Annotated in this window: 14 protein-coding genes; all 14 read left to right on the plus strand. The window is 55.2% G+C overall.

All coding sequences use genetic code 11. The features are described 5' to 3' along the window. The first annotated feature begins 4 nt into the window (after positions 1–4). The 14 genes from EDC14_RS05325 (at position 5) to EDC14_RS05390 (ending at position 16,605) form a co-directional block, all read left to right on the plus strand. Positions 5–1,057: a major capsid protein gene (locus EDC14_RS05325; protein WP_132013226.1), complete on the plus strand. Its 1,053-nt coding sequence runs from the start codon at positions 5–7 to the stop codon at positions 1,055–1,057. Between the two features lie 58 nt (positions 1,058–1,115). Beyond that, positions 1,116–1,607, plus strand: coding sequence for an HK97 gp10 family phage protein (locus EDC14_RS05330; protein ID WP_207930708.1), 492 nt, complete (start codon positions 1,116–1,118; stop codon positions 1,605–1,607). Continuing rightward, positions 1,604–1,984, plus strand: coding sequence for a hypothetical protein (locus EDC14_RS05335; RefSeq protein WP_132013227.1), 381 nt, complete (start codon positions 1,604–1,606; stop codon positions 1,982–1,984). The genes EDC14_RS05330 and EDC14_RS05335 overlap by 4 nt, the downstream gene beginning before the upstream one ends. A 5-nt stretch (positions 1,985–1,989) precedes the next feature. Beyond that, a complete protein-coding gene (locus tag EDC14_RS05340) occupies positions 1,990–2,385 on the plus strand; it encodes a hypothetical protein (protein ID WP_132013228.1) in 396 nt (131 codons plus the stop codon). Between the two features lie 13 nt (positions 2,386–2,398). After that, positions 2,399–3,184: a phage tail tube protein gene (locus EDC14_RS05345; protein ID WP_132013229.1), complete on the plus strand. Its 786-nt coding sequence runs from the start codon at positions 2,399–2,401 to the stop codon at positions 3,182–3,184. A gap of 15 nt (positions 3,185–3,199) precedes the next feature. Next, positions 3,200–3,697 (plus strand): hypothetical protein, encoded by a 498-nt coding sequence (locus tag EDC14_RS05350; RefSeq protein ID WP_132013230.1) that lies wholly within the window; start codon positions 3,200–3,202, stop codon positions 3,695–3,697. 191 nt (positions 3,698–3,888) lie between these two features. Further along, positions 3,889–7,368 (plus strand): tape measure protein, encoded by a 3,480-nt coding sequence (locus EDC14_RS05355; RefSeq protein ID WP_132013231.1) that lies wholly within the window; start codon positions 3,889–3,891, stop codon positions 7,366–7,368. Then, positions 7,368–8,330, plus strand: a complete 963-nt coding sequence (locus EDC14_RS05360; protein WP_132013232.1) for a hypothetical protein — start codon at positions 7,368–7,370, stop codon at positions 8,328–8,330. The genes EDC14_RS05355 and EDC14_RS05360 overlap by 1 nt, the downstream gene beginning before the upstream one ends. A gap of 13 nt (positions 8,331–8,343) precedes the next feature. Further along, a complete protein-coding gene (locus EDC14_RS05365; protein ID WP_132013233.1) occupies positions 8,344–9,375 on the plus strand; it encodes a hypothetical protein in 1,032 nt (343 codons plus the stop codon). A 14-nt stretch (positions 9,376–9,389) separates the two neighbouring features. Continuing rightward, positions 9,390–10,607: a hypothetical protein gene (locus tag EDC14_RS05370; protein ID WP_132013234.1), complete on the plus strand. Its 1,218-nt coding sequence runs from the start codon at positions 9,390–9,392 to the stop codon at positions 10,605–10,607. Further along, positions 10,600–11,226, plus strand: coding sequence for a hypothetical protein (locus EDC14_RS05375; protein WP_132013235.1), 627 nt, complete (start codon positions 10,600–10,602; stop codon positions 11,224–11,226). The genes EDC14_RS05370 and EDC14_RS05375 overlap by 8 nt, the downstream gene beginning before the upstream one ends. Further along, positions 11,219–12,022: a phage BR0599 family protein gene (locus tag EDC14_RS05380; protein ID WP_132013236.1), complete on the plus strand. Its 804-nt coding sequence runs from the start codon at positions 11,219–11,221 to the stop codon at positions 12,020–12,022. The genes EDC14_RS05375 and EDC14_RS05380 overlap by 8 nt, the downstream gene beginning before the upstream one ends. Continuing rightward, positions 12,022–14,466 carry a phage tail protein gene (locus tag EDC14_RS05385; RefSeq protein WP_132013237.1) on the plus strand — a complete coding sequence of 815 codons (2,445 nt, stop codon included), beginning with the start codon at positions 12,022–12,024 and terminating at the stop codon, positions 14,464–14,466. Before EDC14_RS05380 ends, EDC14_RS05385 begins: the two co-directional genes overlap by 1 nt. Then, the gene (locus tag EDC14_RS05390; RefSeq protein WP_132013238.1) at positions 14,467–16,605 is read left to right on the plus strand and encodes an LVIVD repeat-containing protein; all 2,139 of its coding nucleotides are present in this window, start codon (positions 14,467–14,469) and stop codon (positions 16,603–16,605) included. Positions 16,606–16,705 lie beyond the last annotated feature (100 nt).

Here is a 16,705-nt window from a genome sequence, read left to right on the forward strand (position 1 = left end):
ATGAATGCCGAAAACAATTTTTGATTTGGTCAATGCCGCAGAAATCGGCGCGTACTATACCGAGACCGCGTCCAATCGAATTCCCTATCTGGGGGAACTGCTGTTTCCCGCGCAGAAGAAGTTGGGCCTGAACTTGGCCTGGATCAAGGGCAGCCAGGGTCTGCCGGTCGCGCTGGCCCCGGCCGCGTTCGATACGAAAGCTTCAGTGCGGGACCGCATCGGAGTTTCCCGGATTGAGACGGAGATGCCGTTCTTCCGGGAGTCCATGCGAATCGGCGAGCAGTTGCGGCAAGAGATTTTGAAGCTCCTTGAGAGTTCGAATCAAGATATCCTGAAACCGCTGATCGCCAGGATTTTCGACGACGTGAAAAACCTGGTCGACGGCGCTCCCGTCCAGGCCGAGCGGATGCGGATGCAGCTTCTTTCCCAGGGTACGATTAAAATTACCGAGAAGGGAATGCCATACAATTACGACTACAAAATGAAGGCATCCCAGAAAATCACGCTTTCGGAAGCCGAAAAATGGTCCGATACGGTCAATTCCGATCCGATCACCAACATCCTGGATATCATGGATTCCGTGGAGGATGAGACCGGCAACCGTCCCACCCGGGCCATTTGCACCCGGAAGACCTGGGGATACTTACTGCGTAACGAGAAGATTAAAAAGGACATGAATCCCATCGGCGGGACCAACATCATCATGACCGATTCCCTTCTCAAGCAATATTTCCTGGACAAGCTCGGATTGACGGTCGTGGTATACAACAAGAAATTCCTACTTAAAGTCGGCGGCACTTCGGAACAGTTCTTTCCCGACAACGTATTCACGCTGATCCCGGACGGCAACCTGGGCAATACATGGTTTGGCACCACACCGGAAGAGGCCGACCTCATGACCGGCGCTTCCCAGGCCAAAGTTTCCATCGTCAATACCGGGACGGCCATCACCTCCTACGTGGAACCCCATCCGGTCAATGTCATGACGATCGTATCCACCATTGTCCTGCCGAGCTTCGAAGCCATCGACAGCGTGCGCATCCTAAAGGTGGCTTAATTGTCGTTTCATTATGGAGAGGCGAAAGCCTCTCCATCGTACTGGTGGGGGTGGCAGCGTGATACAGTTGAGCGATAATGACCTGGTTCGGTTGGTTAAGGCCTTCGAGAAGATGCCCAAGGCGACCCGGCGGCAAATGGTTCTGGCCATGAAGATCGCCACCCGGGATGCGGCGACGGTGGCCCGAGCCAAACATAATTTCATCTCCCGTTCGGGAGCCCTGGAGAGTTCCATTCAAGGCGGCGTCGTCAGCGAACACCCTCTAGTGGGCGAGGTCCGGGCCGGCGGCGCCCGCGCCAAACACGCCCGGTTCGTCCATGACGGCACCGGGGTGTACGCCGGGCATGAACCCTGGGTGATCCGGCCGGTCAACAAAAAGCGGCTGCGCTGGGTGGGGACGAATGGCCGGTTTGTCTTTGCCAAATCCGCCAGGCATTTCGGCCAACGCCCCGATCCGTTCCTGGCGAACGCCGTGGAATCCACCAAGCAACTGCGGCAGATGGTATTCCTCTCGAAAATTCGGCAAGCCGAAAAGGAGGCGGGACTTTGACATATATCACCCTGGAGCAAATCGAAGATTCGCTGCTGAAAAGCATCATGAAACAATCCGACATCGACGAGGCCAACGAACAAATTTCCTATCTCGCCGCTTCCAAGGGCATCAGCCTGACCCGCATCGTTACCCCGGTGTCCGTGAAGCTGCGCCGCTACGCCATTGCCTATGCCTGCATGATCCGCGCTAAATCATACTTCGGCCAACAGCCGCGGCAAATGCAAATGGACGGGGGCGGCGACGCCTACGAGCGCAAGTACAAGGCGTATTTGGCGGAGGTTGAGAAGCTGGAGAACGAATTGGTGGTTGAGGATTTTATCGGTTTCCGGTCCAAACCCCAGAGTTGCATTTCAATTCCTTTAGCGAGGGCGTGAAACCAATGTGGTGGCCAATCATTGCGAATATGCGGGACTTCTTCCGGAAAACGCTGGAGGGAGTCGCAATCGAAGCGGGAATCGGCGCCGACGTGAAAGCCTATCCCGCTATTTTTCTCTCTTGGGACGAGTCGGAAAGCCAACTGCACGGGCGGATCGGCGGAAAATGCGTCCTATACGTCGACGAATACGTGCAAAACCACGACCCGGACCCGGCCGCGGGTTACGCCAAACTCTACGATCTCCAGGAGCGGCGAAAGAAAGCACTGCTTGCTTGGTGGAAGGAGAACGACCTTCCCTTGGCGATCACCATCGCCGGGCAGAAAACCGTCAGCGACAACGGAATGTTTATGCCGGAATACGGCAGCCGAACCATGCTTCAAATCGAATGGAAAGTATAAGGAGGAATGAAGATTGAGCAGCCAACTGATTAACACGCCGAGCAGCGACAACCTGCTTCTCGGCGCGGGAGAGCTATTTTTCAACCGGTTCGATTCGGCCGGGAACCCGACCTATGAGCGGTCTCTGGGGGACGCCTCGGTGGTCAATCTCTCCACCGAAGTGGAGACCGTCGAGCACTATTCGTCCATGTCGGCCGACAAGGGGCTTTATGCCTCGGCCAACAAATCCACCAAGCCGACACTAAAAATCACCTTGCACGAGGCGGATCCCCTGAACCTGGCGCTGGGACTTTTGGGCGAAACCGCGATCGTCACCCAGGCGGCGGCCACCGGCAAAACCGCTCAGATTGCCAAAGCCGTCAAAGGCGGCTGGTTCCCACTGGGCTACCGCCGGGTCAAGAATGTGGTCGTCAAGGAAGCAGTCGGGACCGATCCGGAAAGTTACGTGCTTGACGTGGACTATTCCGTCGATCCGGCTACCGGGAGAATCCAAATCCTGCCCGACGGCGGCATTGAGGATGATACGGCGCTAACGGTCACCTTTGACCTTGAAGCTTATCAAGCCATCAAGGTGAGCGGCGGCAAGGCTCCGAAGATCCGGGGTTATCTGCGCTTTGTCGGCGATCCCACTCAGGGTCCGGCCTATGACGCCGAGTTTTGGCGGGTCACCATTTCCCCGGATGGCGAGATCGGACTGATTAGCGAGGATTTCGCCAGTTTCGGGCTGACCGTCAACATTGAGAACGACCGGAAGAACCATCCGGATGATCCGTACTACTACCTGATCAAAAAGAACTAATCGGAGGTAAAAACAATGGCAGAGAAAGACCCGGTACAAGAACTTTCGGTTCTTTTCCCGGCATCCTATGAACTTTCGTTGGGCGGAGAGAACATCACTCTCCGCCCTTTTAAAGCCGGCGCCTTGCCGAAACTGATCCCGGCCATGGCGCGTATGGCAAACGTCTTCATGGGGATCGACTGGCAAAAGGTCACCTTTGGCGCGACCGAGACGAAAGACGAGCACGGCAATGTCGGGGTGAAATTTAAGATTAGCCCGGAAACGTTCGAGGTCATCGCCACGATCTGCGAAGAAGGCGGAGAGACGTTTAAGGAGATCATCGCCCTGGCGGTCGGTAAAACGGCGGAATGGTTCGACGAACTCGACCTTGCCGAGGGGATCGAGCTGGCCGGCATGGTCATCCTGGCGAACCAGGATTTTTTCGCGAAGCGCCTGATGGAAGTCCTAAACAGGCTCGTCAAAGCCAAGGGGGAACAAGACGCGTCACGTGGGCCGAAGCCTTCCAAGAGCTGATCGCCAACGGACATGACAAGCAGGCGCTCCCCGAATACACAATCTCGGAAGTCTTTGCTTACCTGGAGGCCGTCGCGTCCAACCGGGAGCGGAAGCTGGCCGAGTTCATTACCGCCGTCAATACGGGCGTATGGGGCGATAAAAAGAGCATTGACAAAGTGATTCATGCCCTGCTGGAAGGAGGAAGCTAATTGGCCGAGACCATTTCAATACAGATCACCGCGGAAAACGAGAATTTGCTGAAGGTTGTCAACTCGACAATTTCGTCATTGAAAAACCTGGGCCTAAAAGTTAATCAATTGGACTCGGCCGGGAACTCCGCCGGGAAGCTATCGGATGGCCTTTCAAAGGTCAACTCGTCCTCCCGGCTCGCAGCCGGCGGAATCAATGTATTGGCGTTAAATTTGTCCAGTTTTATCAATATCGCCAATGGGGTAGTTTCCGTTGTCGAGACTATCGGCAGAGCTATTGGTAGCGTCGTTGAACCGATGATTACTTTCAACGCCAGGACCCAGGATGCGATGACCGCCTTCACCCAGATGTTGGGCAGTGCCGAAGCCGCAGAAGTTTTCATCGAAAAAATCGATAAATTCGCCAGCGAAACCAATTTTGAAACGCAACCCCTGACCGACATGTCGCAAAAGATGCTGGCGGTGGGCTTTGCGGCCGATCAGGTGATTCCCACCCTCACCGGCATTGGAAACGCCGTGGCCGGACTCGGGGGAAGCGCCGAAAAGCTCGACCGGGTTTCGACCGCTATTGCCCAGATTAAATCCAAGGGCCGGGTCCAGGGCGAGGAACTGCTGCAGATGATGGAGGCGGGCATTCCCGCCGCCGATATCCTGCAGGAAAAATTGGGGTTGACCGCGGAGCAGGTCGGGAATATCGGCAACGAATCTGTCGATGCCGACAAGGCGATCCAAGCGCTCATCGAGGGGATGAACGAACGGTTCCCGGACATGATGAAAAAGCAAAGCGACAACTTCAACGGGATGATCTCCACGATTAAAGACAATGTCGCTTTGATCACCCGGGAGATCGGGAAACCCGTCTTCGAGCTCGCCAATAGTTGGGTGAAAAGCATGCGGGACGCATCCAGTCAAATCCTCAGTGCCATCAAAGACGGAGACATCGCAAGAGCCTTTCGAGACATGATACCCGCGGAAATTTTTGACGAATTGCGGGACATCAAAGCCCAATGGGACATTTTTGTTGCCGATGTCAAACGGTTAATGGCAACGCTAAGTTCCGCATCATCCGGCGCTCTAAAATCATTGGGGGAGTCGTTCCTTCAGATCCTTCCTTCACTTGTAAAAGTGGCTGACATCATGGTAAACATCGCAAACGCGATAGCTCCGGCGTTTATCGCGATTCTCCGGGTGGTGGCCGACGTCTTAAAAGCGGCGACCGGTCATACGGACAACCTGGTAGTCGCGCTTGGAACTTTCATCATCGTGAAGCAAGTTACATCCTGGATCGGCGGACTGATTAAGGCTTATGGTTCTTTGAAGGCCGCCATGATAGCCATCACGCGAATCGAAGTCTTCCAAACCATGCTGACGGGCGTAATGAGCGCCATCCGGGGAGTTAAAAACCTGGAGACCGCAGTCATGGCGTTACGGATGGCTTTTCTTAATTTGGGCAAGTCCAACATTATTCTGTTGCTTTTATCCGCTGCCGGATTGCTCTTCGGCGATAAGATCATGGATTTTATCGAATCCAAATTGAGCAGCAAGCCGGCGAATCCGAAACCCCGTCCGAAGGAAAAGAAAGAACCCAAAGAACCCAAGGAAAATCCGCCTCCTAAACCTAGAAGAACTTCATCGAGCGGGCAGAGCGACGAGGCCCGGAGACTCGCCGAAGCGAAGGAGAATACCCGCGCCGCCGCCCTGGAGGCCGAGCTGAAAGTTCAGAACGAACTCCTGGCCCAAAAAGAAAAAGCCTTGGAAGATTCTTTTCAAAACGATGAAATTAAAATAAAGGAGTATTGGGATAACCGGATTAAGCTTGAGACTCAGGGTTTGAAGAATAAGGAAAAGCTGTTAAAGCAGCAGCTTGAAGACGCCAAGAATCGGAAGGCCAGGGCTACAAATGCGGTTGATAAGGAAAACGCCCAAAAAGACATCAACGACATTCAAGGCAATATCAACCTCAACAAAGTTAAGCAAAAAGGAATTGTTGAAGAATTCACCCGCAGACGCGACCGGGAACTCAAGGAATTAAGCGATGCGTTAGCGGAGGCGCAGTTTGAAACCGAACAAACCAAGCTCGAAGCGGCCGCCAGAACCCAAGAAGAACAACTCAACCAGCAGTCCCAGGAACTCGATGACGCGCTGGAACATCAAAAGATCTCCATTAAGAAATATTGGGATGAGCGGCTGGCGATTGAGACCAAAAGCCTACGTACCGAAAAAAGCTTGCGGCAGCACGAGCTTGAGGCTGCGCAGAAACAACTGGATCAGACCCCGGGCGAGGTAGACAAGGAGAAGATCCGGCAAAAGATTGAAGCCCTTAAAGGCGATATCCAAGTTATCGACGCTCAAATCGACGGGTTACCCAAGGTCTTCAAGCGGAATTACGAGCGAGACATCGCCGATCTGGATGAAGCGGTGAAAAACGCCCAGCTGCAATTGGCGGAAGCGACCGGCCAGGGGTTGAAAGAACGGCTTGAGGCCGTGGCTGAAGAATATGAAAAGCTGATCGCAGAATTAAAAAAGAATGGTAAAGAAAAAGAAGTAGATATCGTTATCAAACTGAAAGGCGTTGAGGAAGCCAAGCTTCAGTTCGAAGACACCATGCGCCAGCTGCAACAGTTGGAGAACGAGCGGCAACTATCCCAGCAATGGATTGATCTCCAGGCGGATCAGGGCCAGATGTCGGAACTGGAGGCCGAATACGCCAAATACTGGGATGATAAGGCATATGCCGAGCAGCTCCGGGATCGGATTCAGGATTTAAGTAAAAACGTCGTAACCGACGAGGACCAGAACCAACTGGACCAGTTGCAACTGCGACTGCAAGCCATCGACGGCCAATTGGCGCCGATTGAAGCGAGGTTTAAATCGACATTCCAAGACAGCCTTACCGATTTACTGGCCGGAGGGATCGACGACTGCAAGAGCCTGGGCGACGCCTTCAAGAAACTCGGTTCAACCGTCATCAACGAACTTCGGAAGATGGCCGCCCAGGAACTGACGAGCAAGATCACCAAAGGCCTCTTCGGATCGGGCGATGGGGATGGCGGGCTGTTTGGCAACCTGTTCGGGGGATCCGGCGGAGGCGGATGGCTGAGCGGTTTGTTCGGGTTCGCCGGGGGCGGCCAGGTATCGGGGTCGGGAACCGGCACCTCCGATTCCATCCTCGCCAAACTCTCCAACGGCGAATGGGTGATGCGGGCGGCGGCGGTTAAACACTACGGCCCCCGGCTGATGGACGCCATCAACCGGATGAGCATCCCCCGGACATCCATCCCCCGGTTCGCCACCGGCGGGCTGGTCGGTGACCGGACGCTTACCGCCAATTTCGACCCGAAGAACATCATCAACTTGGAGATGGTCAATCTGGTGGATTACGGAGTTTTCGACCGCTATCTGGAATCGAGCACCGGGAAACGGAAGTTTCTCAATATTCTCTCGGATAAGCGGGACAGCATAAGGAAGGTGATTTTCTAATGCCCTATGAGACGGGAACAGTCAACAGCCATCGGGCGCTACTCGATCGGATTCGGGATTACGTTTCGGACGAGGAGATTATGGGCGCCGAAAAGTGGGAGGTTGTGCGAGACACTGCAGCAGAATTGATTCTAAAAGGTCCTGGCGAATCCGGCCAGGACCAAATTTTTGTCGGGGCGCGGATTTTTGAGAGCTCCCCGAACCCGGAGTATTATAACCTGCTATTGAACGGTTTCGTCGGATACGATCCGAAGCTGGCGTTTATGGATCAGCCCGGAGGTATCCCTGAGGACTTTCAGCCCCAGATACCGCTGGTGAAAGACTCGCAGATCAAGTATTGGCTGGTCGCAAGCGGCCGGCGGATCATTGTCATTGCCAAAATCGGAACCCAGTATGAAGCGGGATATCTGGGCTTCATCCAACCCTATGGACTGGACGGCCAATATCCGTACCCGCTGGCCGTGGGCGGGAGTCTAGTGGGGCAGTATGCAACCTCAGGCGGATCCGCCAACGATTATCGATACACCCAACGGTACACCGATCACCGCCATTTTTGCGATCCCGGATGCGGAACATCCGCGGTAAATTTCAACAGCACTTTGCGGATTCGGCGAATCGACGGGAAATGGGCCGTTTTCCAAAACTATTCCGGCGGTTACTCCGGAACCAGCTATAGCGGAGATGTTCTGCGATCGAATTCCGGGTATGTGGTATGGCCCGGCATTTGCGGGAAATGTGAAAGCATGCTGCAAGCCATGGACGGGACCTATCATTTGTTCCCCTTTATGCTGGTGGAGAAGACGGACAATAACTGTCTCGGCCAGCTTGACGGCTGCTACTGGGTTACTGGAAGAGGTCTGGCGCCGGAAGATGTATTGACCATCGGGGCCGACACCTATCTTGCCGTCCCGAACGTCTGGCGAACCGGCGCCGGCGATTTTTGGGCGTTGCGCCTATCCTAAGGAGGAATCAGAGATGGCATATATCAATGGTACAGCGACTTCATCGGTCGATCTGCTCGACAAACTCCGGCAATTTTTAATCGCCAACGGTTGGACCGTCAATTTGTTCGAGGGCGACGACACCGGCCGGCGGCTTCATGTCCGGAAGGGGACGAACTACGTCAATTTCAAAGCGGCTGTGGGGAAACCCGTTTTCCCGAACGTATCGTCAACCACGGAAGCCGCCAACTACGGGATCGGCATCAATCCCTCCACCGGGTTCGATTCGACCCGGGATTGGCATTCGCAGCCGGGCGCCGCGGCGGATATGATGGACCGGCCGATCGGGGCGGCGATACAGCTTGCGAAAACCGGCGATATTGAATATCACCTTTTCAGCTTGTCCGAGCCGGATGCGGTTTTTGTGGTGGCGACCTCTGGTCCAATCAACACCGACCCCACGCAGAACACCTATCAGATGATGGTGTTTGGGAACCTCAACAAGATCGGGAGTTGGGACGGCGGCGAGTTTGCCGGAGCCTCCAAGCCGGGGTACTTTATGCCCGATAGCTTAGAGACTTCCCAAACGAGAATCTTCAGCCAGGCGGTCTATTCAACCTTGTTCGTCCGCGGCGACATCGACGCCTTCGCCAAGGGGTGGCTCTGCAACTGCGAGACCCAAACAACCGTGCAGCACGGCAATACCGGCAAGCGGGTCATCGGACTGCTGAAAGAAACGAATGGGGCGTTGACGCCCTACGCCTTGCCCAGTTACGATCTATTGCAATCCAAGGCCAACACGGTAGGGTACACCAGCAACGTCTTTAACGCCCTGTCCGTGAACCTGCCGTTCTATCTCCTGGCGCAGCGCGATCCGAATGCCGACAACATTTTCAGCCCGATCGGGACCATCCCGCACGCCTATTACTGCAACACGAAATACCTGGCGCCGGGCTCGGCCTACCCCATGGACTATGTCGACGGCAACGACTACAAGGTCTTTCCCTTTAGCAAAAAAGGATCAGCCATGGGATATGACGGAATCGCCATTCGATATCTGCCGTAAGGGGGCGTTCTGAGTTGCAAACCTATCCCGGATCCTTGCAGGGCGTGCCGTCGTTCTTACATCATCCCGGAATCAGCCAGGACCTGTCCGAAGCCGCCGGGCAATGGCCGGAACGGGCCTGGAGCGCACCCATTGAAGCTCCTGTTCGTAAGGCCGGCGTCAAATTTAAAACACCCGCGGAATATGTCGTAATCTTGAGCCCGGTCCCGGGACTTACCCGAGACTTGACCCAATTTACCCGGGATCTGTCTGGGCGGGCTTGGAGCGTCTCTGTCATTTCTACTCTAAGCAGGGGAATTGATAAATCCGGAGAGGTTGCCGAACCGCTGGGCGCGACTACCGGAGTCCCGCCGGTCGTTGGCCGGGCTCCAAGTTCGGACCTCTTACAGCTGGCGTTAGAGGGTTTTGTGGCTCACACGATTCACCGGGAAGCGGCGGAGTTGGCCCTGGCGGCGACCTTGTTCGGAGCGGACAGCGGCCTGTTTGGAACAGCGCCTTCGAACACCGGCATCATCGCAACGGGCGAGTCTTCCACCGTTCGGCGAAACCGCCAATCCTTCGGCGCAGTCAATCCGGTAACCGGGATTAACCGGGTGAATTGGAGCGGCAGCGGCGAGTTCTCCTTGCGGATTTACCGGGGCCTATCCCGCTGGCAGCGCAGATACGAGAGCATCACCGATCCCATTTTCCCCCTGATGCCGAACTGGCGGGACGGGATTACGGAACAGATCGAGTACTTGACGGATATCATTACCTCCTACGATGAGACCGAACAGCGGATCCGGGTACGGGACGAACCGCGCCGCAGCTTCGAGTATATGTTTACGGCCATGAACCGGGCGGAAATGGCGCTGTTGGAATCAACTATTTGGAAGCATCAGGGGAGCGAGCTCTGGTTGCCGCTCTGGACGGACGCCCGGTTCACGACGCACGCCATCCCCGACGGTGGGACCCAAGCGCGCGTCGAGACGGGGGCGTGGCTTGAACTCCAGGAAGACGGCTATGTCGTCTTGTATCAAGACCCGGTCCACTGGGAAATCAAGCGGGTGACCATCATCTATGACAGCGCCGTTTTCTTTCTGGTGCCGGTTCAGAAAACCTGGCCCCAGGGAACGCTTGTGATCCCCGTGGCGCGTGCGGTTCCGAGTGAGAAGATTACCGGACAAAAAGCGACGGCCGGCCTACTTGAGGCGCCGGTCCGGTTTGAGTTGGTGGTGAATCCGGATGCCTGATTATTTTGCAGGATATGAAATGTTTCTCGACGAGCCGAACCGGGTGGAAGATCTCCAGGACGACATCGTTCGGGCGGTCTTGCGGCGGGACCAGCGGATCGGAATGTTCTCGAATCAGCTCAAAACGGATCGGCCGCGCTACGCTAAAAATATTTCCTACACGTTGATGTCCCGCGAGACGATCGCCGCGCACAATGAATGGCTGGCGCGGCGGGCCGGGCGGCTGGTCCCGTTTTGGTTTCCCTCCTGGCAGATGGACATCGCTTTGGCCCGGGATATCGAGCCGGGCCAGTCCTCGATGCGGATTGAACATATGGGGTATACCCAGAACTATCTGCCGAGCCGGGGACGGCGGCGGATCATTCTGTTCCTGCGCGGGGGCGGTTATCTCACGGAATACATCATGACGGCGACCGATAACGGGGACGGCACGGAATCGCTCTATTTCAGCTCACCCTTTGGTGAACGGATCGCCATGGACGATGTAATCATGACGAGCTTCGTCTATCTGGTCCGGCTCGATACCGACCAGATCGCCAGGCGGTGGGAAACTCAAAGCATCATGACCGTCAGTTTCCCGGTCGTCGAAGTCGTCGGGGAGGCGGAGGAAATTGAATAGCCTTTTCAATCTCGAACTCAGCCGGTTCTCCAGCCGGCCCATCGAGTTGTATCATTTCAGCCAAAAAAACCAGCATTGGTACTTTACCAGCACGGCCTCAAAGCAGAGCTTCGGGGGAAACGTGTATGTGCCGGAGACGATCGCGAGCTCCAACCTCGAACAAAAAACCGACGACGGGGAAGGGTCCATCGACATTACCGTGTCGGATTCCAATCCCATTGCTTTGAAGTTCGCCTCCGGCGTGCCGGCCGCTCCGATATGGGTGGAGATTACGAGAATCCAGAAGGGGACGAGCGAGTATCAAAAATATTTCCGGGGGCAGATCGCTTTGGCGACTTTCAAGGGGAATTCGGGGGAAGCGACGCTCCAATGTAAACCGCCCTTGGCGGCGCTCGATTTTAAAATCCCCCGGAATCTCTATCAAACCTTCTGTAACCGGGTGCTCTATGACGAACGGTGCGGCGTGAATAGCGCCGCTTTTTCATGTCCAGCCACGATTACCGACATCCAGGGAGACCAGCTCATTCTCCCCGAACTTGCGGAGTATCCGGATGACTGGTTCGCTTTGGGCTATGTCCAGTATCAAGACACCTACCGAATGATCGTCGGAAACTCTGGAAAGGCGGTCCGGGTGTTGGCGATGGCGACGGGCTGGAAGGCCGGGACGAAGGTCACGGTCTATGCCGGCTGTGACCACCGTAAAGACACCTGCCGGGACAAGTTCAAGAATCTGGATAATTTCTTGGGGTGGTACACGATCCCCACCAAAAATCCATTTGAGGATGGTATCGGCTGATGGCGTTTCTTGCAGTTTTATTCCTCAACATTGTCCTGAGCTCGATCGCCGCGCTCCTGAAACCGAAGCCGAAATATGACGCTCCGAAACCGTCGGCCTTAAGCGACTTTCAAGCGCCGACGGCGGAAGAGGGTTTAAACATCCCGGTGGTATCCGGGACGGTGAAAGTGGAGAATCCAAATGTGGTATGGTATGGCGATCTGAGGAATGTCCCCATCGTGGACGAGGTGGTCATCGGCCGGAAGTATGGGTTGTTCGGGCCGAAGAAGAAAGAGAAGATCACGGTCGGCTACAAGTATTACATGGGGATGCAGCTGGTTTTATCCATGGGGGCGATTGATTCCCTGCTTGAAATCTGGGTGGGCGACAAACTGGCCTGGTCCGGCGATCTGGCTTGCCCCGAGAATGGCGATAAAGCGAGCATCTTGATTGACAACCCCTTGCTTTTCGGCAGCAAGGAAGAAGGCGGAGTCCAAGGGCAGATTGACGTCTACTTCGGGACCGACACCCAACGGCCCAATGATTATCTGGCGGAGAAGCTGGGGGAAGCCGTCCCCGCCTGGCGGGGGATTTGCTACGTGGTGCTCCGGGGCGTCTATATCGGCAATTCGACAAGCTTGAGAAACTGGTCGTTTGTCATGCGGCGCTTCCCCCGGGAGCTCGGCGGCGGGCGGCACGACATTCAGGGTGACGCTAATCCTGCAGAGATGATTTACGAACTGGCCACGAATCCGGTGTGGTCGATTGGGATGCCGCCGGATTTCCTGGACGCCGAAAATCTCCGGCAAATGGCGGAGGCCCTGGCCGGGGAAGAGTTCGGGCTGTCGATGCAATATAGCCAGCAATCGACGGCCAAAGAGTACCTTTACGATATTTTACGTCATATCGACGCGGTCATGTACCAGGATTATTCGGTGGGGAAATTGCGGTTTAAGCTAATCCGGCACGAAGAGGTTACCCCGGATACGATAGTGCTGGATCCCAGCAACACCAACAACGTGGAGTTGGTCCAAAGCGGCTGGTCGGAGACTTCAAACAACATCAAAATCCGCTATGTAGACCGGAGCAAGGGGTTTAAACAGGGCATCGCGCCCTTTCACGACGCGGCGAATATCGCCATTCGAAACGGCGAAATTGAGGAAGAGGTCATGGACTACCTCGGCCTATCCCGTCTTGATCTGGCGCAGCGGGTCGCCATGCGGTCCCTCAGAGTGCTCTCGTTGCCGCTGGCGAAAGTCCGGCTAGAGACCAACCGGATCGGGACGCAGCTTCTGCCGGGCTCAATCTTCGTTTTGAATTGGCCGCCGCTCGGGATCACAAACCGGGTGTTCCGCTGCACGGTTCCCAATTACGGGACCATCGAATCGGGTACAGTGGAGATTGAGGCGATCGAGGATGCGTTTGGGCTAGAGAGCGGCTTCTATCTGCCGCCGGACGGCGCGGAGAACTACTACAAGCCCCCGGCCCAAATCCCCGTTCAACGGCTTATTGAACTGCCCTACCAGGTTGCCGAGGGCGAGGAACGGTTCGTGGCCGCTTTGGCGGTTAACCCTGGCGATGCGTTCGGGTATCAGATTTGGAACGATGACGGAGATGGTTTTTCGCAGTCCGGCGTTGGGGATCTGTTTACCCCGGCGGGCATCCTGACGACCTCATATCCTCAGGCGACGGATGCAGTCGATGAAACCGGGATGGATTTGGAATCCCTCCAGGGAATGGATTATCTGCGGTCGGTCACGAACGATGCGATGATGTCCGGCGTGAATCTCCTACTGGTCGGGGATGAGATCATGGCCTGGCAGACTATTGAGAAGCTTGATGAGAGGCGGTACCGGATCCGCGGAATCGTCCGGGGCGTCATGGACACGGTTCCCCTGAATCACGAGTCTGGCGCCCTGGCCTGGTTTATCTCCGCCGGGACCGGACTTGTCACCCCGGAGGCGCTGGCGTCCGATCGCATGATTATTGCCAAGCTACTACCCTTCAATATGAACGGGGTGGCGGCGCTGGATGGAGCGGAGGCATCCAGTTTGACCACGCGGAGCCGGGCGTTCCGGCCCTACCCGCCGGGGCGGGTGCGGATCAACGGGCAAAGATATCCGGAGGTTGTAACGGGCGATGCGGCTATCACTTGGGCGCACCGCTACCGGGATCAGGCGGAGATCGTGACCCAGGACGCGGAGAGCACCGGCGATCCGGAAGGAACTTACACCGTCCGGGTTTATTCCGGCAATCAATTGAAACGAACGATCTCCGGATTAACAGGAACAGCGTTCGAATACACCGCGGCCGAACGGCTGGCCGATGAAACCGACGGTCTCAATCCGGTGAAGGTGGAGATTACGACGGTGGCGGCCGCGGGCGAAAGCTACTTGCCGCAAACGATGACTTTTGACATGGCGGGGTATGGAATGACTTATGGCAGATATTATGGAGGAGCGTAAATGTCGCAATTGACGAAGTTTTTAAAGCTGGCGTTTGGGTGGAAACTAGGCGAAAACGGCTGGAATGCGGAGATGGACAGCAACATCCAGAAGATCGATGCCGCGGTGGAGGGGCTGGAGGGGAAAGCACATTCTCATGAGAACAAAGCGTTGCTCGATGCTTACACCTACAGCAACGAACAGATCGGCCAGGCGGTTGCTGCTGCCGAGGGGGGAACCGCCGCTCCAACGGAGAATGAGAAAGCCGCTCTGGCGGGTACGAGCGGGGAGCCCAGCGATACGAACCGGTACGTTACCAACTCCGATCCGCGGCTGAGTGATGCCCGGACCCCGACGGCGCATAACCATGATGACCGGTATTTCACGGAGGCGGAACTCGCTTCCGCTGTGGATGGATCGAGCGGGGCCGATAAGATCGGGGCCACCGGGATCTCTGGTCTCACGGGAGCGACGGTCCAGACGGTGCTGGAGTCGCTAAAGACGGCGATTGACCAGAAGACCATGCCGACGGCTTCGGCCACGGTGCTCGGCGGGATTAAAGTGGGAGCCAATTTAAGCATTGATGCCAATGGGGTGCTGAGTGCCGAGGCGTCGTCTGGAGAATCCGGTCCGGCTTTTTCCAATGTACTTGTCGGCAGCACCACGATTCAAGCTGATTCGGCGGGTGATACGCTGGAGCTTGCGGCAGGGACGGGGATCACCTTGACTCCCGATGCCACGAATGATCGGGTGACGATCGCCGGTCACTCCAACGCCAACGACCCCACCGCCGATCAGAAAGCGGCGCTGGCCGGGACCAGCGGGACGCCGGGCAGTACGAATAAGTATGTGACGAATGCCGATCCGAGATTAAGCGATGCCAGGACGCCGGTAGCCCATACCCATGACGAGCGCTATTTTACCGAAACCGAATTAGGGGCGACGACTGACGGGGCCAGCGGCGCCGACATGATTGGCGCTACCGCGATCAGCGGGATCACTGGGGCCACTGTTCAAGCGGTGCTGGAATCGCTGAAAACTGCGATTGATCAAAAAACAGCTACGATTCCAATGGCTTCCGCTACGGTGCTCGGCGGAGTGAAGATTGGAGCCAATCTGAGCATTGACGCGAATGGGGTTTTAAGCGCGACAGCCTCCAATTCCGGTTCAGAAGTTCCGCTGGTGATTATGCCAAGAATGTTGGGGGTTTGGCCTTGGTTGGCAAAAAAGACAACTCATAATGCGTTTACTCTGAATCCTTTAATCGGGCTCTGTTGGGCAGTTGCCTTTGATGGTACGTACCTGTATGCTTCTGTAAATGGAAATCCATCTTCATTTGTCAAGATTGACCCAACAACGATGACAATCATTGCTAGCCTTGCGTTTGTTGGAAACGAAACCTTTAACACGCTTATTTTCGACGGTACCTACTTATATTCCACTTCAACCAAATTCAGATTCATTAAAATTAATCCTATAACAATGACAATTGTTGGTGAGTTTGACTTTACTTCTGAAGGAGCATACATTTTTTCCTTGGCCTTTGATGGCAAACACTTGTATGCCGGTTTGGCTACACAGCCAGCGAAAATCGTTAAAATTGATCCGGAAGCAATGACAAAGGTTGGGGATACGCTTACCATTACAGACGGGAACAGTTGCGCTGGCCTTGTCTTTGATGGTACGTACCTGTATGCCGGATTAATATCGTCGCCGTTGAAAGTTGTAAAAATCAATCCGGCGACGATGACAAAAGTTGCAACTTTTACTGCAGCTTCGGACGAGAATCGCTGTAACGCTCTTTTTTTTGATGGCACTTATTTATATGTCGGGTCAAATACGCAGCCGGCGAAAATCATTAAAATTGATCCGGTGACAATGATAAAAGTTGGCGCCACGCTTAGCCTGGCTACAGGAGAGGACTACTGCGGCCCAATTACTTTTGACGGCGTGTCCTTGTATGTAGGGTTAAGAACATCACCGGCAAAGCTTGTAAAAATCGATCCGGCAACCATGACAAAAGTCGGTGCTACGCTGACCATGGATGGCGGGATTGATCGAGCTGGCATGCTTACTTGTGATGGCACATACGTGTATTTCGGGTTACATACGTCACCGACCAAGATCTATAAGCGGGACGTATTCTCCAGTTTTATTTAAAGGAGATGGGCGAAATATTGACAGGGAGATGAGGGGATGGAAGACCAGCAGGTCTTTTTTCATTTTCTACGGCGGCTCGGCGAGTTCCCGGTTACGAAAT

The organism is Hydrogenispora ethanolica (assembly GCF_004340685.1).
GTDB classification, from domain to species: domain Bacteria; phylum Bacillota; class UBA4882; order UBA8346; family UBA8346; genus Hydrogenispora; species Hydrogenispora ethanolica.